The following is a 23,377-nucleotide window of genomic DNA, read 5'->3' as shown; positions in this document are numbered from 1 at the left end:
ATGAAGGACATAGCATGAAATCTATTGGTTCAATAATCAAAGAGAATCTGGTACTTTTTCTGGCAGTGGCAGCGGCGCTGGCGTCGATGACGGCCGTACCGCCTTCGGCTGCTTATGCCGGGTATATCAATATGCCTGTACTGGCGATTTTGTTCTGTCTCATGGTCGTCATCGGCGGCGTGCGGGAAAGCGGCGTCTTTTCTGCCGTGCTGGCCCGTCTCCTGCTCCGCCTGGGGACGATGCGCCAGCTGGCGGCGGTCCTGGTATTTGCCTGTTTTTTTGTCAGCATGTGGGTGACCAATGATGTGGCCCTCCTGACCTTTGTGCCTTTTTCCCTGATGGCCCTGCCCAAGGTGGCCAGTGAGGAACAGATGGCTCTCGTCATCGTCCTCCAGACGCTGGCGGCGAATCTGGGCAGTATGTGTACGCCCGTCGGCAATCCGCAGAACTTGTATCTTTATTTTTATTACGCCATGGATCTGCCATCGTTTCTGACGCTGCTCCTGCCATATACCCTGGTGTCTTTCCTGCTGCTTACGCTGTCCCTGTTCCGCTTGCCGGGGACGCCGATTCCCATTTCCGTCCGGCTGGCTGCCCGGCGGACAAGGAATCTGCCTGTCTTGGCGCCATCGCGTCGGCTCTGGCTCTTGGGCGGGATGTTTTTCCTGTCCCTGCTCACTGTGGCCCATGTCCTCGATTACCGCCTTACCTTGGCCATCGTTATCGTCGTTACGGCATTGACCCGGCCACGGTATTTCCGTTATGCCGATTATCGGCTTCTGGGCACTTTTGTGGCCTTTTTCATCCTCGTAGGCAATATGAGCCAGATGCCTGGATTCAGGGACCTGCTGACAGGGTATCTGGACGGTCATGAATTCTTCATGGCCCTTTTGGCCAGTCAGGTCATCAGCAATGTGCCGGCAGCCGTCCTCTTGTCTGGGTTTACCGATGAGGCAGCGGCCTTGTTGCTGGGAACCGATATAGGGGGATTGGGGACACTGGTTGCCTCTATGGCAAGCCTCATTTCCTATGGCATGTACGTCCGGTCCTATCCCCGGCAGCAGGGAAGGTATCTGAAACTGTTTAGCCTGCTCAACCTGGCCTATCTGCTGGTACTGGTCCTGATTGCCTGGCTGTACGGATTCGGAGTATAATAAAAATATATAATGGGCCTGTGAATTCAGACCAGTACTGAAAATTTTAAGAGTGCATGATATAGTATTAAGTAACGAAAATTGGAGGATGCTATCATGCCAAGAAAAAAGTACACTTCTGAATTTAAGACCAAGATTGTTCTGTCAATTCTTCAAGGCGACAAGGAATTCAATGTCATCTGTTCTGAAAACGGCCTGAACCCAAACATGGTCAGAAAATGGAAGCAAGAATTCCTGCAAAATGCCCATCTTGCCTTTGGTGCAGATTCTGAGCGTAAGGCCGTTCAGAGGAAGGAGGACGATCTGAAGAAAAAGAATGACCAGATGCTAAGGACCATCGGTCAGCTTACGCTTGAGCGCGACTTTCTTCAGGACTGCTTTCGCCAAGCTGGGGAGGCCATCCCAAGAATCCCGGAATATGATCAGAAAGGATAACGGCCTTTCCATACGTCGTCAGTGCGAATTACTGGGACTGAACCGTTCCGGCCTATATTACACACCTACAGGACCAAACCAAGCTGCTGTTAGGCTTGATGAATCGTTAATGGAACGTATCGACCACTGGCATACCAGGTGTCCCTACCTAGGCTCTCGTAAGATTGTTGCCAAACTGCAAGAAGAAGGTTTTTCAGTATGTCGCAAGACAGTACGGCAACTTATGCTGAAGATGGGCATCTATGCTATTTATCCTAAGCCTAACCTGTCCAAGCGCAATTTCAAGGAGTCTATTGTGCCTTATCTGTTGCGCGATTATACCGTGTCTTTTCCAAACCAGGTGTGGTCCATTGACATCACCTATATTCCGATGCCGCATGGGCATATGTACCTAACTGCAATAATTGATTGGTATAGCAGGCGGTTGGTCGGCCACTATCTTTCAGACAGTCTGGAAGCAGAATCTGTTATTCATGCCGTGACGGAAACCGTTAAAGCATGCGGCGTTCCAGCCATTATCAATTCAGATCAAGGCAGCCAGTTTACCAGTGATGATTACAAGAATCTGCTTCGTAACCTCAATATCCGTCAAAGTATGGACGGCAGGAGCCGCTGGGCAGACAACCTCATGATTGAACGTTGGTTCCGTAGCCTCAAAACGGAGCAGCTCTATCCGAACGAATATCGCACCCCAAGAGAGCTTCGACGTCTGATTAACCAATACGTAGATGATTACAACAACATACGGCCCCACGAGGCATTAGGCTACAAGGTTCCCAACGAGTTTTACTTTGCTTGCTTCGCTGCTTAGAATAATTCTGCTTACTGCCACTCTTAAAATTTTAGAACGTGGTCTTGACAAGGGGCCCATTATAATATAGAATTAGGAAAGAATAGGATAAGGAGGATTTTCCATGAGTGTAGAATTTGAAGGAAATAAGGCGTGCATTGCGCCGGAAGGGGTATTTATCATCGGGACGTACGACGAAAAGGGTGTTCCCAATGCGATGAATGCCGCCTGGGGAGCTCAATCGGATTATGGTGAAATCACGTTCTTTTTGGCCAAACACAAGACGACGGACAACATCAAACACACCAAGGCCTTTACCGTCGCCTTTGCCACCAAGGATACGGTTGAAATAGCCGATTACTTTGGCGTAGAAACGGGCAATAAAGTGAACAAAATCGAAAAGGCCGGCTGCCACGTCCACAAGAGCCGTCACGTCAATGCCCCGATCATCGAAGAATTCCCGGTCACTTTGGAATGTGAATGTACCAGCTATGACGATAAGACGGGCATCCTCGTAGGCAAAATCGTAGCCCAGCAGGCCGACGAATCGGTCCTGACAGACGGCAAAATCGACTACGACAAACTGCAGCCCATCATCTTCGACATCGCTACCATGACCTATCGCCTGATCGGTCCCGTCGTAGGCCAGGCCTTCCATGACGGACTGAAATTGAAAGGCTGAACTTAGCGTATCCGTAAACCAGTTTTTTGCAGGTGCTCCGTTAGGCATTTGGATGATTCCCCGGGCAAACTGAGCTGGCAATCGTACATAGACTGGAGCGGGCGCCCCACGTGGCGCCCCTACGAACCATGGCTTGGGATTGTATGGGCGTGCTGCGGCTCGGTCTGGAGAGCTTTAAATTTAAAACCATCCACTAGCTGCTAGCCACTAGCCACTTAAAAAGGCGCTGTCTTCATGGGACAGCGCCTTTTTCCTAATGTCCTGCTACTTCGGCTGTGGGCTGGAATGCCTGGGCAGCTTCGGGGTTTTCGTTCATGGCGTCGATGCGGGCGCGGTATTCGCTATCCGAAGCGTAGCGTTTGTTTTTGTAATAGCCGACGGTCAGGAAGGGGACGATGATGATGGCGATGGCTAAGTAACCGCAATAGCCGTAGCCATATTTGATGATGTTGGTCAGGCCGGCGACGGAGACGGTCATGGAGGCGATGATGATGAACAGGGTGACGATGGCCGAACGGGTGACGGCGTTATGGCTTACTTTCTTCAGGCACTTCGTTTCCGAGAAGCGGGCTGTGAAGCCGAAGACCGTCGTGACGCCTGTCGAGATGAGGCACAGCAGTAAGAAGGCGCTGTAGGCGATGGTCAGCCAGGACATGCCCATGGCTTTGCAGCTGGTCAGGGTCGGTAAGGGCGATTTGCCATAGATGCCGGTCCAGCCTAAGAGCATGCAGACGGCTAAGGTCAGGGCGATGGCGTTCATGGCGAAGGAGAACCACATGGACGTAGCGCAGTTCTTACGGGTGACCAGCGGTGTGCCGACGACGATCATCGTCGGGATGACGACGCACTGGAAACCGGAATAGGTGAAGGCGTGGAGAATGGCCGTCGGCAGTTTGCTGAAGCCGTTGGCGGCAAAGTCCTGGGCCATGGCGGCCATGAAGAACTGCGTCCCTTCGATGGAGCCGCCCATATAGATGCCGACGGAGAAAATCATGATGACCATGGCCAGGATGGCGATACCCATGTAGGTCGTCGCCCGGCGTACCAGGCCGGCGCCGAAGATGGTCAGGAAGAAGATGATGGCGCCGACGACGCCGATGCCGGTGTAATAGTTGAGGCCCGTCTGGGCGTTGATGGCTGAGGCGGCACCGGAAATCGTAGCCGATACGGCCATTAAGACCATGATGTAGAAGAAGGCTTCAAACAGGTATTCGATGCCCTTGAAGGGGCTGTATAAGTTCTGGAATAATTGACGGTAACTGGTGAGATGACGGGAATTGTACATGTTCATGGCTTCCTTGATGGTCAGCGTGAACAGCAGCATAGTGATGATGGCCGTAATCGGACCGAGCCAGCCGAGGCTGACGAAGTAGACATTTTCCTGGTTGCCCGTAGCGAAACCGCCGCCAGCGTGGGAACTGAATAAGACGGCACCGACGGAAAAACACATGCTCAGTGAAGCGGCTTTGATCGATGAAATATTAGCCATAAGATTTTCCTCCTTTTAAGAACCATGGAGAGAAACGAAAACGCCTTTCGTCTCTCTGCTCGAAGCATTAAGAGACGAAAGGCGTTGTATGATCCTTCCGCGGTACCACTCTGTTTCATCCCTGGGGATGCACTCTCGGATACGGCTCATGGCGATATCCACGCTCTGTAACGGGAGTTCCCGTATCGGCCTACTCCATTCAGCCTCTCCGCTCGGCAATGAGTTCGGTCCGGCATCGCCGCTGCCTCACACCAGCCGGCAGCTCTCTGGAAACGATAGACTCAGACGTACTATTTTGCGTCGTCGCGTTTATGACGTTTATCAGTTGATGGTGCTATGATAGCATCATCACTTAATAAAGTCAAGGATGAAACATAATATTTTTTGAAATAAACGCAATAAACGTTTAAGTTTAAGGTTTAACCATAAAATATAGTTTGTAGTACTGAGTTTGTAGTTTGTAGAAGATGGTTAAAAAACTTCACTACAAACTACAAACTGCAAACTTAAAACTCAAAAAGGCGCTGTCTTCATGGGACAGCGCCTTTTTCCTACTTATCGCGGGAAAGGTCGACCTCTTTCAAGGGAATGAGGTGGGTCTTATGTTTGAGTTTGTGATAGAAGAAGACGGCCAGGAAGACGGGGATGCCGATGTAGGCGACGCTGGCACCGTACCAGTCGATTTCTGCGCCTGTGAAGGCCGAGTAGTTCTGGCCTGCCGTGACGATGATGCACATGATCAGGGCCAGGAGGGGGCCGAAGGGGAACCACGTAGCCTTATAGGGCAGGTCTTTCAGGTCTTTGCCCTGGGCGATATAGGCCCGGCGGAAGCGGAAGTGGCAGATGGCGATGCCAATCCAGGTGATGAAACCGGCCATGCCGCTGATGTTGACCAGCCAGTCATAGGCTTTGCCTTCGCCGATGAGGGACGTCAGGAAGGCGGCCAGGCCGAAGACGACCGTTGCGAACAGGGCATACGACGGGACGCCGCGCTTGTTCAGTTTGAGGAAGCATTTCGGGGCCTGTCCCGTTTCGGCCATGGCGTAGAGCATACGCGTCGAGACGTAGAGGCCCGAGTTGCCTGCCGACAGGACGGCGGTCAAAATGACGGCGTTCATGATGGAAGCGGCTGCGGCCAGGCCGAAGCGTTCAAAGACCAGCGTGAACGGGCTGATGGAAATGTTTTCGATGTTCGTATTGAGCAGATTCGGGTCCGTGTAGGGGATGAGGAAGCCGATGACCGTAAAGGCACCTAAATAGAAGATAAGGATACGCCAGAAGATGGAGTGGACGGCGCGGGGCACGTTCTTTTCCGGATCTTCACTTTCACCGGCGGCGATGCCGATCATTTCCGTCCCCTGGAAGGAGAAGCCGGCGACCATGAAGATGCCCAGCATGGCCGTGAAGCCGCCGACGAAGGGCGCATCGCTGATGGTCCAGTTGGTAAAGCCCGGCGACGGTTCCGGCCCGAGGCCCAGGATGAGCAATGTCCCGGCAAAGAGGAAGACCAGGACCGTCAGGACCTTGATGCCGGCGAAAATGAATTCGCTTTCGCCGTAGGACCGGGTCGACAAGTAGTTGAGGACGAAGAGGATAATGAGGAACAGGCCGCTCCAGATGGCAGCCGGTACGTCAGGGAACCAGTATTTCATGATCAGGGCACCGGCGACAAGTTCGGCCGCTACCGTGATGGCCCAGTTGAACCAGTAGTTCCAGCCCAGGGCAAAGCCCAGGGATTTATCGACGTAGCGGTTGGCGTAGGTTTCAAAAGAACCGCTGACCGGCAGGTACGACGCCATTTCGCCGAGGCCTGTCATGAGGAAATAAACCATGATACCGATGAGGGCATAGGCGACGAGGGCACCGCCCGGACCGGCAGAGCTGACCGTTTCACCGCCGGCGACGAACAGGCCCGTGCCGATAGCGCCGCCGATGGCGATCATGTTCATGTGGCGGGCTTTCAGGCTGCGGCGCAGTCCCTGCTGCTGTTGAGTTTCTTCCATGCAAAATCACAACCTTTTTTTCATTGAATTGAATTGATAAATAAAATCTAAAAAAACTCATACCTTTACATTATAAAGGATGAATCCTTCTCTGACAAATGGATATTCTGCATGGAAGTAAATCGTTTATGCGATTAATGGATATATAACGTGACGCTGTAGTCTTGACAAGGATTTCGAGAACAGGTACACTAAAGATAAAATAGTTGAACATGTTCAAGAAGGTGTTTTTATGGAAAAAGATAAAGACGAAGTCCGTCAGCGCATCCTGGCTGCGGCGAAGGAGCTCTTTGTCCAGCAGGGGTATAAAAAGACGACGATCCGTCAGATCGTCGAGAAATCGGGCGTCCTCACAGGGAGCATCTATTATTTCTTCAAGAATAAAGAAGATATCTTCCAGTCCCTGGTCATGGAGCTGCTGCGGCAGTGTACCGATTTGATTGCAGCCCATTTCAGGCAGGAGTCGCCGGCCTTCCGCTACGCCGCCTTGTGCCTCGTCGAATTTGAAGCCGTGGCCATGAACCAGCTCGTCCGCGAAACCTATTATGAAGGCTATACGACGCCCTTGACGTTTGAAAAGATCACGGACCATCTGGCCGATATAACGGGCCGTATCTTCGGCGATTCCCTGGGATTATCGAAGGAGGATATTTTCCTGCGCTCCCTGCTCATCAAAGGGGCCATGCGCAGCTACATCGTCCAGTTCGACTTCAGCCAGCCCATGGACAGCCAAAAGTACGCCGCCCTGGTACTGGATACGGCTTTGCAGCTACTGGGCATTTCGGCCGCTGAGAGCTATGACGTCCTGGCCCAGCTCGAACAGCGCCTGCCGGAAATCGAAGCCATTGCCGATGAGATGATCCACCGGCGATAGGACGGCTTCCTGTAAAGGATTGCCGCATGAGGCCATTTTGGTTTCATACGGCAGCCTTTTTTGTTCAATATTTGAACGCGTTCAACAAACAAAAGGGGGAACTCATCATGTTCATAGAAAAAAAGAAATGGGCTGCCGGCCTGCTCCTGGCCCTGGCCGTCATGATAACGGCTTTCTGCCTGGCCGTCGCCGGCATTATGGTCCTCTTTGCCGTACTCAGTCCGGATGCGGTCATGTCCATCGAAATGCCCTTGCTCTATATCATGCCGGGCCTCTTGTACAGCGGCCTGAGCTGGCCTGATTTCTACATGAGCGACGTCGCTGCCGCCATTGCCCAGATCTTCCCCATGCGCCATGCCGCCGACAGCGTCCGCGATATCTTATTGGCCGGTTATGCGCCGGCGCTGGTTTCCCAGTCCCTGCAGCTGCTGCTCATGGGGGCCGGGGCCTTTGCTCTGGGAACGGCCATCTTTGCCCTGCGCCGCCGATACGGCATGAAGACGTTCCTGGAAATAGCGGCAGGGGCTATTGCGCGTAAGCGGAAAGGAGCGCGGTCATAATGGGATTTATTGCATTGATACGACGGGAACTGGCCAACGCCTTTCTCCACGATGCCCGGCGGGCCATCTTTCTCTTCGGTGCCGCGACGGCCTATCTGATCCTCTTCGGCATCCTCTATTACCCCGGCGTCGTCAAGGAAATACCGACGGTCGTCTGCGATGAGGAACATACGGCCTACAGCCGCCTTTTGACCCGCCAGGTCGATGATGACGAACGGCTGGGGCTGGTCCGCGTCGTCGCCGATGAAGGGGAGGCACGGGACATGCTGCGCCGGAAAGAGGTCTACGCCGCCGTCATCATTCCGGCCGATTTTTCTCACGATATCCTCAACGGCCGCAGCGCTAAAGTCCTGTTCATGCTCAACGGGGCCAATATCATTACGACCAATATCGCCACGACGGCTGGCAACGACATCGTCAATACCTTCAATACGCGCTTTGCCGCCCGACAGGCGGCCCTGCGGACCAGCGGTGATGAACAGATGCTGAAGAAGCGCATCTTACCGGTAGAGACGACGCTGCGCGTCCTCAATAACCCGACCCAGAGTTACATGATGTTCTTCGTCACCGGCCTGGCCATGGCGGCCATGCAGCAGGGCTTTTTCCTGGCCATCGGAGCTGCCGTCCAGTGCGATTTCCGTAATCCTGAGCTGAAAGGGACGTCGAAGGGCAAGCTGCTGGTCGTCAAAGTCGGCGTGTACTGGGTCCTGTCCATTTTATCCTTTGGCCTGGTCTGCGTCCTGGCCCGCCTGCTGGGCATCCCTGACCGGGCGTCCATCCAGTCGCTGGGCCTTTTGGCCGGGGCCTTCTCTTTTGCTGCCATTTCCCTGGGCCTCTTCGCGTCATCCATTTTCCACAACGAATTGCAGTTCGTCCGGGCGTCCATCATGTACACTGTGCCGGCCTTCATCTTCGGCGGCTATACGTGGCCCTTGGAAGCCATGGACCCAGTGACCCAGGTCGTCGCCCAGGCCTTTCCCATGGCCTGGATGTCCAACGCCGTCCGCGAACTCTTCCTGTCCGGCCATCTGGCCACGCTGAGCTATAACCTGACGGCCCTGACGGTCATGGGCGTCATTTTCCTCAGCCTGGGGAGCTGGATTTTCCTGCACAAGATAGATGGTGTAAAATAATTGTGGGGAAACTTTATCACAGTTTCGCCAGAAGACTCCTTCCTCTTAGGTAGGGGATGAATGGCGATGGATTTCGCAGGTTCGATGCCTGCGAAATCCACCCTATGTCATTTCTGTCTTAGCCTTTTCACCTCGGCTACGGTATAATGGTAGATAACAGAGGAGGTGAATCCTAGATGTACTTGACGCAATCGAATATCATCCGCGGCTTGTCGAAACAAGAGTATACGATGCTCCGGGAAATGTGCCAATACAGCAATAACCTGTACAATGTAGCGGTCTATACGATTCGGCAGCATTACTTCGATACCCGGCAATTCTTGCGGTACGAAGAAAATTACCCCATCTGCAAGGAAAATGAAAACTATGGCTTGTTACAGGCCGGTGTCGCCCAGCAGATATTGAAGATGGCCGACCGCAGTTTTCGTTCTTTTTTCGGGCTTTTGCAGAAAGTCAAGTCAGGTGACTATGGTTCAAAGGCTGTCCGCCTGCCACACTATCGTGAAAAAGGTGGTCTCTTCAGTCTCATCTTGTCGACGAACGCCATTACCATTAAGAATGGCTTCTTAACAGTGCCGATGAGCCGTGAATATATGAAACGCCATAATGGCCATCGGATTCGGATTCCTGTTCCCGACAGGCTGAAGGATAAGACGATTCAGGAAATCCGCATCTGTCCCATGTATGGTGGACGGTATTTCAAGATTCAGTATGGCTACTTACAGGAACCAGAGCCGGTGAAAACCTCGCCAGAACGTATCCTGGCTATCGACTTAGGCCTGGACAATCTGGCCGCCTGCGTTACCAATACGGGGACGTCGTTCCTCATGGACGGTCGTAAACTTAAATCTATCAACCAGTATTGGAACAAACGCAAAGCCAGACTCCAAAGCATTGCCGCCAAGCAGGGCCGGAAGACGACGAACCAGCTCTGTCAGTTAGCGAAGAAACGCAATTTCCGGATGCAGGACATCCTTCGCAAGACAGCCCGTTACATTGTTAATTTCTGCATTGACTATCAGATAGGGACCCTTGTCTGTGGATATAATCGCGATTTTAAACGAGGACTAAAGCTGGGCAAAGTGATGAATCAGCATTTCACTCAAATCAGCCTGAGCTATCTTCGTAGTACCTTGAAACACCTGTGTGAACGCTATGGGATAACCTATCTGGAACAGGAAGAATCCTATACCTCTCAGGCCAGCTGCCTGGATTTGGACAACATTCCCGTATACCAGCCGGATGCCCCCTATACAGGAACGTTCAGCGGGAAACGAGTCCAGCGCGGCCTGTACCGCTTCGCCAACGGCAGGACGGCTAATGCCGACATCAACGGCGCCGCCAATATACTTCGTAAAAGTAAGCAGAACTTCGATTTCGAGGGACTGTGTAAGGGGCTTTTGGACAGCCCTTTGAGAATAAGGCTATCCTGATTTCAGGAGGGAACTTAAACAGCAGTCTTCTCAAGAATCTCCCGCTTCTATAAACGGGAGAGGTTCAAGCTATAATATACCCGTCTCGCTGATGGATTCCATGAGCGTGTGGATTGAAATTTGATATGACGTAAATGCATAATAAGAAAATGCGTTGTCGCACCCTTCACGGGTGCGTGGAGTGAAATACCGATATATTTCGACGAAGCTGATTTCATTTATAAAGGAAATAAAGGACGGCTGAAATATCTGGTCGTGAAAGAGCTGCTGCCGTTTCAAATCTTCAAATCCGATTCTGCATAGCGTGCCGCATCGCCAGCCAGGGCGATGCGGCCTTTTTCTATGTGGCAATAGAGTTCGCCACCTTGTTTCGAGGCCTGGCAGGCGACGAGGTATGAGAAATTTTTTTACGTTGCAAATGCTACGGATGACTCCGGCAGTATCTGATATACTCAAGATGTCTTGAGAAACCAACTCATAAAAATAGATTCATGCGAGAAAAGGAAGCGATACTATGATTACCAAAGACATGACGTTAGCTGACGTTGTAAAAGCTTATCCGAATACGATTGGGTTCCTGAATGGTCTGCATCTCGATTACTGCTGCGGCGGCCATGACCCCATCGCTACGGCTGTCCGCGAAAAGGGCCTGGACGTAGATAAATTCCTGGCCGAGCTCAATCAGGCCGCAGAAAGAAAGGCTGCGCAGCGGGACGTACATGGCGATATTGAAGCGTTCAAAACGCTTGCAGTCACGGAAATGCTTGACGACCTGGAAGCGACGCATCACGTTACAGACCGCAGACTCATGGCTGAAACGGAATAACTTCTCAACAAGATCCTCATCGTCCATTATCCGCATCATGGTAAAATGCTCACGCGCCTTCACCATCTTTATGCCGGCCTGAAGGCAGAACTGGAAGAGCATTTCGCCAAGGAAGAACAGCTCGTCTTCCCGCTGATGCGCCAGCATCCGCATCCGGACAGCCAGACGCTGGCACTTATCCAGGATTTGGAAGCAGAACACACCGGCGCCGGCGACGTCATCAAAGAAATCCAGGCCCTGACGGATAACTTCACGCCGCCAGAAGATGCTTGCCCGACTTTCCGCCAGACGTATGTTGTCATGGAACAGCTCTTTGACGACATCTTCATCCACATCTTCAAGGAAAACTCCATCGCCTTCCCGGAATACGCCGAACAGGTCTGAATATAAGGAAAATCACCTGCCTCAAGGATTGATCAACATCTTTGGGACAGGTGATTTTTTTAGAAATTTGTTTATTTTTTCAAATACGAGTCGAAGAAAGCGGTGATGATGTCGAGGACTTCTTTTTGGTTCCAGTAGACGCCGCCGTGGGCCGCTCCTTCTACCAGATAGCGTTTCGAGGGGATGTTATGTTTCTGGAGGGCCTGGAAGAGCAGGTCCGTCTGGCTCGGGGAGACGACGGTGTCCTTCGTGCCGTGCATGAGCAGCATAGGCGCACTGGTTTTGGAAATGTAAGTGATGGGGTTGGCCTTTTTGGCGCCTTCCGGATTGGCCAGGATGCCGCCGTCCTGGCCGCCGAATACGGCAGAGCCGTTCACCCAAAGGGCTTCCGTGGCGCCAGGCGACTGGTGGGCTTTTTTCACGGATTCACTGTAGTCGTCGCCGATGCGGGTGAGGTCAGAGAGGCCATAGAGGTCTACGGCTGCTTTTACGTCGCTCCCGACCTGGAGATTATCGCCTTTGTCAAAGGTCGTCGTGCCGCTGGTCGTCGCGGCCATGGCCGTGAGGTAGCCGCCGGCACTGCCACCGATGATGCCGATTTGTTCCGGGTCGATGCCGAATTGGTCTGCATGGGCTTTCAAATAGCGGATAGAGGCCTTCACATCTTCCAGGGGTTCCGGGAAGCGGGCCGTAGGTGCCACGCGGTACTGGATGGAAGCGACGACGTAGCCGGCTTCTGCCAGGCGCATGCGGAGTTGTATGCCGTTGTCCTTATTGGCATTGATGAAGCCGCCGCCCGTGACGTAAACGATGGCAGGCTGTTTCGTGTCCGATTTCGGCTGCAGGATGTCCATTTTCATGGCCACGTTGGGGTAGCCCCGCATCGGGACCTGTTCGTATACGACGTCGGAAATCTGATTGATCATCGGCGTCTTTACCGGTACGGATAACACCGTACTTTCTACTTTTCCCGGCATATCTTTCGTAGCCGAGTCCACATCTACATTCATCGCCATGGCATTGCCTCCTATCCATACCAGCCCGGCCAGGGCCAGGGTTATGAGCCGTTTTTGAGGTTCTGTATACTTAAACATTTTTATGAGGCCTCCTTTTTGGGTTGTATTTCTTCCATTTTAGCATTGAATAGGGAAGCCGGCAATGTTTTGACTGGATAAATGACGGCCCTGGCGATGGAGAGGGGGGACGGGGCTGGTATAATTATAAAAACTGCCTCTTACGCTCGGTGCCGCGACGCGAGGCCGTAGGGGATGGATACGAAGAAGATGGCACCGGCTACGTTGGGCTGACGCTTCATATTCTTTTTCAAACAAATTGCTCACCTCATTCGTTTTTTTTCTTCATTATACCATATTACTTTTTGTCTTTTGGCAGGAATTTGGCGGGGCTATGTCGAATCTTATAAGGTAAAGCAAAATTCGAGAGATAGGGGGATTCTTATGAACCGATTGAAACAGTGCATATTAGCCGGGCTGATTTCCTGCTTTTTGGCCGTTCCCTGCCTGTCCCTGGCGGACGATGTGACCCTGGTGAAAGGCGATGGCCAAGGGGCCCTTGCTTTGCAGACCCACGGGGAAAGTGAACTCTTGCAGGCTGTCCGCGCCAAGGATTATGAGAAAGCCCTTCAGATCGTCAACGGCCAGATTGCAGAACATCCCGATGATGCCGATGCTTACGACCGCCGCAGCACGATTTACAGCCTCCTCGGACGGAATGACGAAGCCCTGGCCGATTGCGATAAAGCCATTTCCCTGGAACCGGGCACGGCCTTCCATTATTTCAACCGCGGCGCCATTTACGAACAGCGCAAAGAATACCTGCTGGCCGTCAACGACTATACGAAGGCCCTGGCCTTGAGCCAGAAGGGCGATCCTTTGCAGGGACTGATGTATTTCAACCGGGCCCGGGCCTATACGGCCATCGAATCGTATGACAAGGCCCTGGATGACGTCAAACAGGGGGAAAAGCTGGCTCCGGCCTTTCCTCAGAACTATATCCTCGAAAGCCTGATCTATGATAAGAAGGGCGACAAGAAAATGGCCGACCTGAGCCGCCGTATCGGCGTCATGTATGAATTCATGCACCGCGGCGATTACTTCCTGGCCGGTTCCGTCGCCGAAGAAGCCGGACTATACGACCAGGCCTTGGCACTGCTCAATGAAGCGGTGAAACGCCATCCCGACGACAGCCGGGTCTATTCCGAACGGGGCCTGGTCTACGCCCAGACGGGCCAGGACGAGTTGGCCATTGCCGACTTGACGAAAGCCCTGGCTTTGAAGGAAACGGCTATGGATTACAATAACCGCGGCGAATGTTACCGCCATTTGAAGCGTTTCGATTTGGCTAAAAAAGACTATGACCAATCGGTCCGCCTGGCCACGGATGACAGCGATAAATTGGCCGTCTACGACAGCCTGGGCCAGCTGGCCATGGACCAGGGCGATTATCCGCGGGCCGTACAGTATTTGACACAGGCTTTGGCCGTCAAGCCCTATGAAGATGGCTACAAGCTGCGCAGCCAGGTCTGGCGCAAATTAGGAGACACGAAGAAGGCCGACCAGGATGAGGCGGCAGCCCAGGAAATGGAACAGCGTCAGCTCCTGGGTTCGTAGCAGGACTTTTCAAATTCCCCTGAATATGTTACAATTGAAACGCTGTTCGTGAAAATAACCGAATGTCATACACATAATTTCAGTATTTTAAGGGGGAATTCAATGAAGAAGTCTATCATCGCAATCCTGTTTCTTTGCTGTCTTATGGGAACTGTCACTGCTTCGGCAGCACAGGTCAAGGAATCGGAAACGGTATCTCCGGCCGTTGCCGTTATGGCACAGGTCCAGGAACAAGACAAAGCCAAGAAGAAAACGAACACTACCACAACGAATAATTCTGACAAAATCGGTGACCGCCTTCGGGATCGCGTCCATGCCCTGATTCCGGCCTCGGCTTTTGCCAATATTGATAATCCCGGTACGATTACGCCGGATACGGTCAAGTACCATTATGCTGAATCGCAGCACATGGCGACACCGGTTACGGCCTGGAACCGTCAGAAATATGAAGACCAATACCAATACCAGTATCAGTATCAGCACGACTCCTATGATGCAGCTATTGCCGATGCCTACGCATACCGCCGTGATTTCGGCAAGAGCAACCTGCGCAAATGGAGCAGCACGGAAGGTATGGATACGCCGTGGGACAGCAACTGGACGACCGATACGGCTCATTTCCAGAGCTCGACCATCGCTTTCCTAGATCATCTGAATACCGAAGCCCGTCAGGCTGGCATTTCCTTCGTCATCACCGGCGGTGCGGAAAGCGGCTACCATGCCAGCGGCATCTATTCCCACGAAAATGGCTATAAAGTCGACATCTCCGACGACGGCATCTATCAGGGCACCAAGGCTTATGAAGTCCTCATCAACGCCCTGTCGCCGTACAAGCATCAGATTACCCACGAATGGGACAAGAACCACTACGATATCACCATCTATCCGGAAAATTATAATGGGTAAGAAAAGTTTGTAGTTCGTGTTTCGTGAAAGCCTCCCCTAATAGGGGAGGTGGCCCGGAGGGCCGGAGAGGTTGACCTCTCAGTCAGCTGTGCTGACAGCTCTCCTAACAGGAGAGCCGGGCCGCCCTTTGGGACGGCCCCTACGCACTAACCACTAACCACTAAAAGGCGCTGTCTTCATAGACAGCGCCTTTTCCACACCCGAAAGGAGCTATTATGAATCGAACTGACTGGGATGCTTATTTTGCCTCTCTTATTGGCGATACGGGGACCGGCGTGCCTGGTCTGGCCGTCCTGGCCTATGCCGATGGGCACGAGGTCTATCGTTTTGCCGCCGGCGTCCGCCGCGTGGACGGGGAGCGGTCCTGGCCGATGACGGTGGACAGCCGTTTCCGCATGGCATCTGTCTCCAAGATGTTCACGGTCTTTACCCTCATGGAGCTCGCCGAAGCGGGGAAGCTGTCCCTGGACGACGATGTCAGCCAGTACCTGGGCTTTCGCCTGCGCCATCCGTCTTACCCTGACGTGCCCATTACGCTTCGTATGCTGGCTTCGCATACGTCGGGCCTGCGCGACGGCAGGGTTTACAGCATTCCGCCGTCGGTCCGTGTCAAGGCCTTCTTTACGCCAGGTAGTCCCTATTGGGAAGACGGCGCCCATTTTGCCCCGGCCGGGCAGGCACCGGGTATTTATTTTACTTATTGTAACCTCAATTACGGCCTTTTGGGGACGGTCATCGAAGCCGTGACGGGCCAGCGCTTCGATAGGTATCAGAAAGCGCATATCCTGGCCGCCCTGGACTGCCGGGCCGACTATGTGCCGGGCAATCTGGAAGCGGCTGAATTCGCCAAATTGGGGACGGTCTATCTCAAACGGGATAGTCAGGGCCGCTGGGATGAACAGGGCCCCTGGCAGGGGACTATCGACGATTTTGGCGGCGTCCAGCCGGAGCGCGAAGCCCTGGCCTTGCAGAATCCCTATGCCCAGGACGTCTGCCAGACTTACGACCTGGCCGCGTACCGGCCTGGGACCAATGCGACAATCTTTTCACCGCAAGGCGGCCTGCGCCTGTCTCTGGAGGAACTGGGCCACGTCCTGGCCATGATGATTCAGGGCGGCCGCTATCAGGACCGGCCGGTCCTGGCGCCGTCGTCGCTGCAGGCCATGTTCAGCCCTCAGTGGGTCTATGACGGCCACAATGGCGATACGTGTGGCCAGACCCTGCTCACCTATGGCCTGGGCGAATTCTTCGTCGACGGCACGGGGCCGGCCCGCTGTTGCCGCACGAAGGCCGTCGATTTATGGGGCCACACGGGCCAGGCCTTTGGCCTCTTGTCGGGCCTCTTCGTCCGGCTCGGGACGGGCAGCGGCTTTGCCTACGTCATGAATGGCGAGGCCCTGGCCGAAGATGACGACCTGCGCAGTGCCGGCCGCTTCAGCTGCAACTATATTTGGGAAGAAAATGTCATGGACGGCCTGTGCCGATTGATTGACGGCCTATAAGGGCTGTGCTATGATTATGAAATATAGTAACATTCCAAATGGGAAGGCGAGATAATGATGAATGCATATGAAAGTACCATGAATTTTACACGCCGTGCCGTCTGGGCCCAGATCGACCTCGACGCAGCGGCTCATAATATGCGCCAGATACGCAAGCACGTCGGGCCGGATGTTAAGATCGCCGCCGTCGTCAAGGCCAATGCCTACGGCCACGGCAGTGTCGAACTGGCCAAGACCTTTGCCGAAAACGGCGCCGACTGCTTTGCCGTGTCCAGCCTGGACGAAGCCGTCGAGCTCCGCCGCTATGCGCATATCGACAACGAAATCTTCATCCTCGGGCATACCGACGCCCGGCGGACAGAAGAACTCCTGACGTATGACATCGAACCGGCTGTCTTCAACTTGAAGAACGCCGAATTCTTCTCCCAGGAAGCCCGGCGCCTGGGCAAGACCCTGCGCGTCCATATCGCCGTCGATACGGGCATGAGCCGCGTCGGATTCCAGGTCAATGAATTCAGCGTCTCGGAAATCAAGACCATCGCAGCCCTGCCGAATATCGAAATCCGCGGCATGTTCACCCATTTTGCCGTTTCCGACATGAAAGACAAGACGTTTACGCGCGAACAGTACGGCCATTTCCGCTGGATGTGCAAGCGCATGGAAGAAGAAGGCATCCACATCGCCCTGCGCCATTGCTGCAACAGTGCGGCCGTCCTGGAACTGCCCGAATACTACTGCGACATGGTCCGGCCGGGCATCATCATGTACGGCTGTGAACCGTCGCCGGAAATCGACATCAAGCCTTATGACCTGCGGCCCGTCATGTCCCTGCGCTGCTGCATCGCCCATGTCAAGCTCATCGACGCCGGCGCGACCGTCAGCTATGGCCGCCATTATAAAACTCCGTCGCGCCGGAAAATCGCGACCCTGCCCGTCGGCTATGCCGATGGTTATTCGCGCATCCTGTCGGGGAAAGTCGACGTCCTTTACCATGGCCACCGCGTCCCCCAGGTCGGTGCCATCTGCATGGACCAGTGCATGATCGACGTCAGCGGCGAAGCCAACGTCCACGCCGGTGACGAAGTCGTCCTCTTCGGCCGCCAGGGCGACAGCTTCATCCCCATCGAAGAAATCGCCGCAGTCTGTGGCACCATCAACTACGAAATCATGTGCAACATCTCGCGCCGTGTCCCCCGCGTCTACATGAAGAACGGCAAAGTCGTCGGCCGCGAAGAATACCTCTTCGATAAACCGTAGGGATAGGCAGTTCGCAGGCCGCAGTTCGTAGGGGACGCCCAAAGGGCGGCCCGCCAGAGTCATCTGTCAGGCTGAAACGGATCGCGGTAGAGGGGCGAAAAAACGTTATCATTATCTGTAGGGGCTCGCACGTGGCGAGCCCACAGGTATATGTAGAATACTTGTAAAACAGATTTTGCGTGAACGGGCGCCCCACGTGGGCGCCCCTACAAGAAAAAAGGGCTTGTCGCTGTGCGACAAGCCCTTTTTTCCTCTTCCATGATTTTGTTGCAAGTGGTATACTGTATATAAGATATACGCATATATAAATGCAAAATAATCATAAAAAGGCGGTGTGTTATTATGAATTGGAATGATAAAACGGCGGCCAACGTTAAGGCCATCAAACCCTCGGGTATCCGCAAGTTCTTCGATATTGCAGCCCAGGTCAAAGGGGTCTTGTCCCTGAGTATCGGAGAACCGGACTTTGCCGCACCGGACAAGGTACTGGCAGCTATGAAAGCCAGCCTTGATGCCAAGGAAACGAGTTATACCGGGAATTCAGGCATGATGGAGCTCCGTGAAGCCATTAGCCATCATTTTGAACAACGCTATGGTGTCCATTATGACCCTAAAGATGAAATCCTGGTCACTGTCGGCGTTTCCGAAGGCCTGGCCATGGCCCTCCTGGCCATTACCGAACCGGGCGATGAAGTCATCATCCCCGACCCGGCTTACGTTGCCTATCCGGCGTCTGTCGAACTGGCTGGCGGGACGCCGGTCTTCGTGCCGACCTATCCGGAACACGATTTCAAACTGACTGTCGAAGCTTTGGAAAAGGTCATCACGCCGAAGACGAAAGCCATCGTCATCGGCTATCCGAACAACCCGACGGGGACCGTCATGTCGGCAGAAGAATTGATGCCTATTGCCAAATTTGCCGAAGAACACGATCTCATCGTCTTGTCCGATGAAATCTACTGTGAACTCATGTACGGCGATGCCAAGTTCACGTCCTTCGCCAAATTGCCGGGCATGCGTGAACGGACGGTCATCTTCAACGGCTTTTCCAAGGCCTATGCCATGACGGGTATGCGCCTGGGCTACGTCTGTGCACCGCGGGAAGGCCTGGCACCGATTTTGAAGCTCCATCAGTACGCCATCATGTGTGCCAATACGACGGCTCAGGTCGGCGGCATTACGGCCCTCAAGGAATGTGACGACGACGTCGAAGCCATGCGTCAGGAATACGACCGCCGCCGCAAGGTCATCTACAAGGGTCTGTGCGACATGGGGCTGCCCGTCTTTGAACCGAAAGGCGCCTTCTACATCTTCCCGGACATCCGCTGCACGGGCATGACGTCGGCGGAATTCTGCGAAAAACTGGTCCAGGAAGAAAAAGTCGCCGTCGTCCCGGGCACGGCCTTTGGCGACCAGGGCGAAGGCTTCGTCCGCATCTCCTACGCCGCCAGCATGGACACCATCCAGGAAGCCCTGAAACGTATGGCCCGCTTCGTAGCGAAATATCGAAAGGACTGATATTTATTTGCAGGGTCGCCCACGTGGCGACCCCTACAGTATAAAATAAATTTAAAACCTGCTAAAAAACGCGCTGTCGCAAAGACAGCGCGTTTTTTCTAGAAAAATCGTCCGATAAGGGGCATTTTGGCTGCGTCTTCTTTGGTGACACCGCCGTTGAGGACCATGCAGCCGATGTAGATGGCCGACCCGACGATGCAGGTCAGGAAGAGGTCCAGGAAGAGTCCCAGGTAAGGGAAGAGGAAGGCGTACATGAAATACATGGCCACGCCCATGATGGCGGCAGAGACGATGTTTTTCATGACGACTTTGATGTCGATGACATAACCGATTTTACGGTAAATGAAGAACATGTTGAGGACGGCAGCGACGCCGATGTCGGCCACTGTCGCATAGGAAGCCCCGGTGATGCCCAGGGTCGGGATGGCGACTAAGAACCAGTTGCACAGGACCTTGGCGACACAGGCGACAGCCATGTTGATGACCGGAATCTTCGGTTTCTTCAGGCCCTGAAGGATAGCCGTCGAAATCTGGTGCAGGCCCAAGAAGCAGATAGCGATGGCCACGGCCCGCGTGGCATCCGTAGCGGCCGGCGCGTTGTAGATGAAGGTGACAATCGGTTCGGCCATGACGTAGAGGATGACGCTGAAGGGAATGGTGACCAGGAAGGAGATGCGCATGGACGTCGCCGTCCGTTCGCGGATTTCATCGTATTCCTTCAAGGTGAAACTGTGGCTGATGGCCGGCACCAGGCTCATGGCCATGGCTGCCGTCAGGATCGTTGCCAGGTTGATGAGCGGTACGGACATGCCCGTCAGGTAACCGAACAGCTCCGTGGCCTGATGGGTCGAATAACCGGCTACTTCCAGCCGCCGCGGTACGATGAGCAGGTCCAGGTTGGATACGACGGGGAGCATGATGCTCGACAGGGAAATGGGGATAGCCAGGATGACCAGGCGCTTGAGGATGTGCTTGATGCTTTCCTGCTCGAATGTCGGCCCGTCGACGGGGAGGGTCCGCTTCAACTTATAATAGTAATAGACCAGGACCAGCCAGGCTGCAAACCCACCGGCGCCGGCGCCGAGACTGGCACCGCCGGCGGCATAATCGAGGCCGTACGGCAGGAGGAGCGCGGCGAAGCCGAGCATGACGACGACGCGGACCAGCTGTTCAACGATCTGGGAAATGGCTGTCGGTGTCATCTGCTGCCAGCCCTGCAGATAGCCGCGGTAGCCGGCAATGATCGTCGTAAAGAAGATGGCCGGTGCCAGGGCGATGAGCGAATAATAGGCCCGGCTTTCGCGGATGATGTGTTCATCGATGAGGAAGCTGGAACCAAAGAACATGAGGATACTCAAAAAAAGTGCCGTCGTACAGAGCATGGACAAGGACACGTGGAAAATGCGCTGGGCGCCGAAATAGTCCTGTTTGGCTACTTTTTCAGCTGTAATGATGGAAATTGCAATCGGCAGCCCGGCACTGGAAATATCGAGTGCCAGCAGGTAAATCGGGAAAGCCATCTGATAGATGCCGATGCCTTCACCGCCGAGAATACGGGACAAGATGATCCAGTTGATACTGCCAATGGCTTTGACGACAAAGCCCGACAAGGTCAGGATCAATGTGCCAGAGATAAACTTGTTTGCCATGATAACCCCTTAACTCTATAAAATTTTTACCAACATAACAATTAATTTTAGCACATTTGCCAGACCTTGTATATAGTGAAGTGTTAGCCGTTCGTGGGGGCCGTCCCAAAGGGGAGTCAGCCGATAGCCACGTATTCGCCATTATTCATGGCGGGCGCCCCACGTGGCGCCCCTACGAGCCACGAACCACGAACCACGAGCTACGAACCACGAGCCACTAGCCACGAACCACGAGCCACGAGCCACTAGTCACGACCTGCGGTCTGCGCTCTCAAAATATCCATGAATTCTTTGCCGGTAATCGTTTCTTTTTCGTAGAGGTATTTGGCCAGGGCATCCAGGGCCGGGCGATGGTCTTCGAGGATTTTCTTGGCCTTGGCGTGTTGTTCCTTGACGACAGAGACGACTTTGGCGTCGATGTATTTCTGCGTTTCCGGCGCGCAGGCCAGGGACGTATCGCCGCCGAGGTATTTATTGGTGACTGTTTCCATGGCGACCATGTCGAATTCGTCGGTCATGCCGTAACGGGTGATCATGGCCCGGGCCAGCTTGGTCGCCTGTTCGATGTCGTTGGAAGCGCCTGTCGTGACCTGTTTGAAGACGACTTCTTCCGCAGCCCGGCCGCCGGTGAGGGTGGCAATCTTGTTTTCCAGTTCTTCCCGGGACAGGATGTATTTATCCTGCTGGTCGACCTGCATGGTGTAGCCCAGGGCGCCTGATGTGCGGGGGATGATGGTGATTTTCTGGACCGGTGCCGAATGGCTCTGGAGGGCAGCGACCAGGGCGTGGCCGATTTCGTGGTAGGCGACGGTCTTCTTTTCGTCGTCCGACAAGATGGCGTTCTTCTTCTGGTAACCGGCGATGACGACTTCGATGCTTTCTTCCAGGTCGGCCTGGCTGACGGCGTCGCGGTGGTCGCGGATGGCGCGCAGGGCCGCTTCATTGACGATATTGGCTAGTTCGGCGCCGGAAGCCCCGGCGGCCATGCGGGCGATAGTGTGGAAGTCGACGTCGTCGCCGAGGGCGACTTTCTTGGCGTGGGCCTTGAGGATGGCTTCACGGCCAGCCAGGTCCGGCAGTTCGACAGGGACGCGGCGGTCGAAACGGCCTGGCCGCAGCAGGGCCGGGTCCAGCGATTCCGGCCGGTTCGTCGCGGCCAGGATGACGACGTTGTCATCGGCGTTGAAACCGTCCATTTCCGTCAGCAGCTGGTTCAGCGTCTGTTCCCGTTCGCTGTTGCCCATGGCATTGCCCGTGCGTTTCTGGCCGATGGCGTCGATTTCGTCGATGAAGATGATGCACGGCGCCTTCTGCTTGGCCTGCTGGAAGAGGTCGCGGACCTTGGAAGCGCCCATGCCGACGAACATTTCGACGAATTCCGACCCGGCAATGGGGAAGAAGGGCACACCGGCTTCACCGGCGACGGCCTTGGCCAGCATGGTCTTGCCTGTGCCCGGCGGGCCGACGAGGAGGACGCCTTTGGGCATCTTGGCCCCGATTTTGGCGTATTTATCAGGATGATGGAGAAAATCGACGATTTCCGACAGGTTTTCCTTGGCTTCGTCTTCACCGGCGACGTCATCGAAATGGATGCCGTTAGCCGACGGGACGTAGACCTTGACCTGGTTCTTGGCGCCGAACATGAGCGAATTGCCGCCGCCGTGGTTCATGAGCTTGCGGTTGAAATAGTAGCCGATGCCGAAGAAAATCAGGATCGGCAGGATCCAGGCGATGAGGAAGTCCGTAAAGGGCGAATCCTTTTCCTTGATGACTTCATTGAAGGAGACATTGGCCTTGTGCAGCCGTTCCGTCAGCTGCGGGTCGTTGACGACGCCCGTGCGGTATTCGTTGCCGTCCTTGTCCTTGAAGAGAATCTGGTTCTCTTCGATTTGGACGTCGGCGATCTTTTCGTCTTCCGTCATGTTCATGAACGTCCCGTAATCGACCTGTTTGACACTCTTCGAATCATAATAAGGCCGGGCGATGGCGTTGAACATGAAAATGACAGCCAAAGCGACGATATAATAGAATAAAATCGGTTTCTTCTTTTCTTTGACTTCTTTCACAATTCCTCACATCCTTTGAAAAAATCAAGCTATACTTTTATTGTACACCCCTTGCGGGACCTGGCAAGAGGGGACTGCCTTGCATA

20 protein-coding genes and 1 other annotated feature are annotated in these 23,377 nt (G+C 54.0%); of the genes, 15 read left to right on the top strand and 5 right to left on the bottom strand.

Translation table 11 applies throughout. The annotated features are described in order from the left end of the window. The first annotated feature begins 14 nt into the window (after nucleotides 1-14). The 4 genes from ACFWUB_RS01940 to ACFWUB_RS01925 all read left to right on the top strand — a co-directional run bounded on the left by ACFWUB_RS01940 (nucleotide 15) and on the right by ACFWUB_RS01925 (nucleotide 3,061). Nucleotides 15-1,154: an SLC13 family permease gene (locus ACFWUB_RS01940; RefSeq protein WP_416184112.1), complete on the top strand. Its 1,140-nt coding sequence runs from the start codon at nucleotides 15-17 to the stop codon at nucleotides 1,152-1,154. 96 nt (nucleotides 1,155-1,250) lie between these two features. Then, nucleotides 1,251-1,589: a transposase gene (locus ACFWUB_RS01935; RefSeq protein WP_020310576.1), complete on the top strand. Its 339-nt coding sequence runs from the start codon at nucleotides 1,251-1,253 to the stop codon at nucleotides 1,587-1,589. After that, nucleotides 1,507-2,400 (top strand): IS3 family transposase, encoded by an 894-nt coding sequence (locus ACFWUB_RS01930; protein ID WP_416184111.1) that lies wholly within the window; start codon nucleotides 1,507-1,509, stop codon nucleotides 2,398-2,400. Before ACFWUB_RS01935 ends, ACFWUB_RS01930 begins: the two co-directional genes overlap by 83 nt. Before the next feature lie 103 nt (nucleotides 2,401-2,503). Further along, nucleotides 2,504-3,061 (top strand): flavin reductase family protein, encoded by a 558-nt coding sequence (locus ACFWUB_RS01925; protein WP_416184110.1) that lies wholly within the window; start codon nucleotides 2,504-2,506, stop codon nucleotides 3,059-3,061. A 253-nt stretch (nucleotides 3,062-3,314) separates the two neighbouring features. Here ACFWUB_RS01925 and ACFWUB_RS01920 read toward each other — a convergent pair whose 3' ends face one another. Both ACFWUB_RS01920 and ACFWUB_RS01915 read right to left on the bottom strand, forming a co-directional pair. Continuing rightward, nucleotides 3,315-4,550, bottom strand: a complete 1,236-nt coding sequence (locus ACFWUB_RS01920; RefSeq protein WP_416184109.1) for a hypothetical protein — start codon at nucleotides 4,548-4,550, stop codon at nucleotides 3,315-3,317. A gap of 67 nt (nucleotides 4,551-4,617) precedes the next feature. Then, nucleotides 4,618-4,863 (bottom strand) — a binding site (T-box leader). Nucleotides 4,864-5,101: 238 nt separating this feature from the next. Continuing rightward, the gene (locus tag ACFWUB_RS01915; RefSeq protein WP_416184108.1) at nucleotides 5,102-6,553 is read right to left on the bottom strand and encodes an amino acid permease; all 1,452 of its coding nucleotides are present in this window, start codon (nucleotides 6,551-6,553) and stop codon (nucleotides 5,102-5,104) included. Between the two features lie 232 nt (nucleotides 6,554-6,785). Here ACFWUB_RS01915 and ACFWUB_RS01910 point away from each other — a divergent pair, with 232 nt between their 5' ends. The 6 genes from ACFWUB_RS01910 (at nucleotide 6,786) to ACFWUB_RS01885 (ending at nucleotide 11,763) form a co-directional block, all read left to right on the top strand. Next, on the top strand, nucleotides 6,786-7,427 hold the full coding sequence (locus ACFWUB_RS01910) for a TetR/AcrR family transcriptional regulator (RefSeq protein ID WP_292299028.1): 642 nt from the start codon (nucleotides 6,786-6,788) through the stop codon (nucleotides 7,425-7,427). Nucleotides 7,428-7,534: 107 nt separating this feature from the next. Further along, nucleotides 7,535-7,987: an ABC transporter permease gene (locus tag ACFWUB_RS01905; protein ID WP_302491394.1), complete on the top strand. Its 453-nt coding sequence runs from the start codon at nucleotides 7,535-7,537 to the stop codon at nucleotides 7,985-7,987. After that, entirely contained in the window at nucleotides 7,987-9,120 is a 1,134-nt protein-coding gene (locus ACFWUB_RS01900; protein ID WP_302681519.1) for an ABC transporter permease, read from the top strand. The genes ACFWUB_RS01905 and ACFWUB_RS01900 overlap by 1 nt, the downstream gene beginning before the upstream one ends. A 176-nt stretch (nucleotides 9,121-9,296) precedes the next feature. Continuing rightward, a complete protein-coding gene (locus ACFWUB_RS01895; protein ID WP_416184107.1) occupies nucleotides 9,297-10,553 on the top strand; it encodes an RNA-guided endonuclease InsQ/TnpB family protein in 1,257 nt (418 codons plus the stop codon). A gap of 514 nt (nucleotides 10,554-11,067) precedes the next feature. Beyond that, a complete protein-coding gene (locus tag ACFWUB_RS01890) occupies nucleotides 11,068-11,379 on the top strand; it encodes a DUF542 domain-containing protein (protein ID WP_416184106.1) in 312 nt (103 codons plus the stop codon). A 45-nt stretch (nucleotides 11,380-11,424) separates the two neighbouring features. Beyond that, the gene (locus ACFWUB_RS01885; RefSeq protein WP_416184105.1) at nucleotides 11,425-11,763 is read left to right on the top strand and encodes a hemerythrin domain-containing protein; all 339 of its coding nucleotides are present in this window, start codon (nucleotides 11,425-11,427) and stop codon (nucleotides 11,761-11,763) included. 71 nt (nucleotides 11,764-11,834) lie between these two features. Here ACFWUB_RS01885 and ACFWUB_RS01880 read toward each other — a convergent pair whose 3' ends face one another. Continuing rightward, the gene (locus ACFWUB_RS01880; RefSeq protein ID WP_416184104.1) at nucleotides 11,835-12,779 is read right to left on the bottom strand and encodes an alpha/beta hydrolase fold domain-containing protein; all 945 of its coding nucleotides are present in this window, start codon (nucleotides 12,777-12,779) and stop codon (nucleotides 11,835-11,837) included. A 441-nt stretch (nucleotides 12,780-13,220) separates the two neighbouring features. On the opposite strand from ACFWUB_RS01880, the gene ACFWUB_RS01875 reads away from it, so the two are divergent. The 5 genes from ACFWUB_RS01875 (at nucleotide 13,221) to ACFWUB_RS01855 (ending at nucleotide 19,576) form a co-directional block, all read left to right on the top strand. Then, nucleotides 13,221-14,393: a tetratricopeptide repeat protein gene (locus ACFWUB_RS01875; RefSeq protein WP_416184103.1), complete on the top strand. Its 1,173-nt coding sequence runs from the start codon at nucleotides 13,221-13,223 to the stop codon at nucleotides 14,391-14,393. Nucleotides 14,394-14,537: 144 nt separating this feature from the next. After that, the gene (locus ACFWUB_RS01870) at nucleotides 14,538-15,299 is read left to right on the top strand and encodes an alginate biosynthesis protein AlgP (protein ID WP_292282319.1); all 762 of its coding nucleotides are present in this window, start codon (nucleotides 14,538-14,540) and stop codon (nucleotides 15,297-15,299) included. A gap of 215 nt (nucleotides 15,300-15,514) precedes the next feature. After that, nucleotides 15,515-16,801, top strand: coding sequence for a serine hydrolase domain-containing protein (locus ACFWUB_RS01865; RefSeq protein ID WP_302755881.1), 1,287 nt, complete (start codon nucleotides 15,515-15,517; stop codon nucleotides 16,799-16,801). Between the two features lie 54 nt (nucleotides 16,802-16,855). After that, entirely contained in the window at nucleotides 16,856-18,058 is a 1,203-nt protein-coding gene (gene alr / locus ACFWUB_RS01860; protein WP_020311741.1) for an alanine racemase, read from the top strand. A gap of 342 nt (nucleotides 18,059-18,400) precedes the next feature. Further along, complete coding sequence (locus ACFWUB_RS01855) at nucleotides 18,401-19,576, top strand: pyridoxal phosphate-dependent aminotransferase (RefSeq protein ID WP_294024288.1); 1,176 nt, start codon at nucleotides 18,401-18,403, stop codon at nucleotides 19,574-19,576. Nucleotides 19,577-19,674: 98 nt separating this feature from the next. Here the strand turns inward: ACFWUB_RS01855 and ACFWUB_RS01850 are convergent, their stop codons facing one another. Together ACFWUB_RS01850 and ftsH are read right to left on the bottom strand one after the other, a co-directional pair. Beyond that, the gene (locus tag ACFWUB_RS01850; protein WP_292261292.1) at nucleotides 19,675-21,225 is read right to left on the bottom strand and encodes a putative polysaccharide biosynthesis protein; all 1,551 of its coding nucleotides are present in this window, start codon (nucleotides 21,223-21,225) and stop codon (nucleotides 19,675-19,677) included. Nucleotides 21,226-21,470: 245 nt separating this feature from the next. After that, a complete protein-coding gene (ftsH, locus tag ACFWUB_RS01845; RefSeq protein ID WP_416184102.1) occupies nucleotides 21,471-23,291 on the bottom strand; it encodes an ATP-dependent zinc metalloprotease FtsH in 1,821 nt (606 codons plus the stop codon). Nucleotides 23,292-23,377: the final 86 nt, after the last annotated feature.

Origin of the sequence: Megasphaera sp. (genome assembly GCF_047831605.1) — a bacterium.
Taxonomy (GTDB): domain Bacteria; phylum Bacillota; class Negativicutes; order Veillonellales; family Megasphaeraceae; genus Megasphaera; species Megasphaera intestinihominis.
Note: the sequence above shows the minus strand (reverse complement) of the source record. Positions and strands in the feature narration are given on the sequence as shown.

Excerpts from the sequence above, each read along its gene's own strand:
- ACFWUB_RS01935 (WP_020310576.1), top strand. The coding sequence starts at position 1,251 with ATGCCAAGAAAAAAGTACACTTCTGAATTTAAGACCAAGATTGTTCTG.
- ACFWUB_RS01895 (WP_416184107.1), top strand. The coding sequence starts at position 9,297 with ATGTACTTGACGCAATCGAATATCATCCGCGGCTTGTCGAAACAAGAG.
- ACFWUB_RS01885 (WP_416184105.1), top strand. The coding sequence starts at position 11,425 with ATGCTCACGCGCCTTCACCATCTTTATGCCGGCCTGAAGGCAGAACTG.
- ACFWUB_RS01875 (WP_416184103.1), top strand. The coding sequence starts at position 13,221 with ATGAACCGATTGAAACAGTGCATATTAGCCGGGCTGATTTCCTGCTTT.
- ACFWUB_RS01890 (WP_416184106.1), top strand. The coding sequence starts at position 11,068 with ATGATTACCAAAGACATGACGTTAGCTGACGTTGTAAAAGCTTATCCG.
- ACFWUB_RS01910 (WP_292299028.1), top strand. The coding sequence starts at position 6,786 with ATGGAAAAAGATAAAGACGAAGTCCGTCAGCGCATCCTGGCTGCGGCG.
- ACFWUB_RS01920 (WP_416184109.1), bottom strand. The coding sequence starts at position 4,550 with ATGGCTAATATTTCATCGATCAAAGCCGCTTCACTGAGCATGTGTTTT.
- alr (WP_020311741.1), top strand. The coding sequence starts at position 16,856 with ATGATGAATGCATATGAAAGTACCATGAATTTTACACGCCGTGCCGTC.
- ACFWUB_RS01850 (WP_292261292.1), bottom strand. The coding sequence starts at position 21,225 with ATGGCAAACAAGTTTATCTCTGGCACATTGATCCTGACCTTGTCGGGC.
- ACFWUB_RS01905 (WP_302491394.1), top strand. The coding sequence starts at position 7,535 with ATGTTCATAGAAAAAAAGAAATGGGCTGCCGGCCTGCTCCTGGCCCTG.
- ACFWUB_RS01940 (WP_416184112.1), top strand. The coding sequence starts at position 15 with ATGAAATCTATTGGTTCAATAATCAAAGAGAATCTGGTACTTTTTCTG.
- ACFWUB_RS01915 (WP_416184108.1), bottom strand. The coding sequence starts at position 6,553 with ATGGAAGAAACTCAACAGCAGCAGGGACTGCGCCGCAGCCTGAAAGCC.
- ACFWUB_RS01925 (WP_416184110.1), top strand. The coding sequence starts at position 2,504 with ATGAGTGTAGAATTTGAAGGAAATAAGGCGTGCATTGCGCCGGAAGGG.
- ACFWUB_RS01900 (WP_302681519.1), top strand. The coding sequence starts at position 7,987 with ATGGGATTTATTGCATTGATACGACGGGAACTGGCCAACGCCTTTCTC.
- ACFWUB_RS01880 (WP_416184104.1), bottom strand. The coding sequence starts at position 12,779 with ATGGCGATGAATGTAGATGTGGACTCGGCTACGAAAGATATGCCGGGA.
- ACFWUB_RS01855 (WP_294024288.1), top strand. The coding sequence starts at position 18,401 with ATGAATTGGAATGATAAAACGGCGGCCAACGTTAAGGCCATCAAACCC.
- ACFWUB_RS01865 (WP_302755881.1), top strand. The coding sequence starts at position 15,515 with ATGAATCGAACTGACTGGGATGCTTATTTTGCCTCTCTTATTGGCGAT.
- ACFWUB_RS01870 (WP_292282319.1), top strand. The coding sequence starts at position 14,538 with ATGGGAACTGTCACTGCTTCGGCAGCACAGGTCAAGGAATCGGAAACG.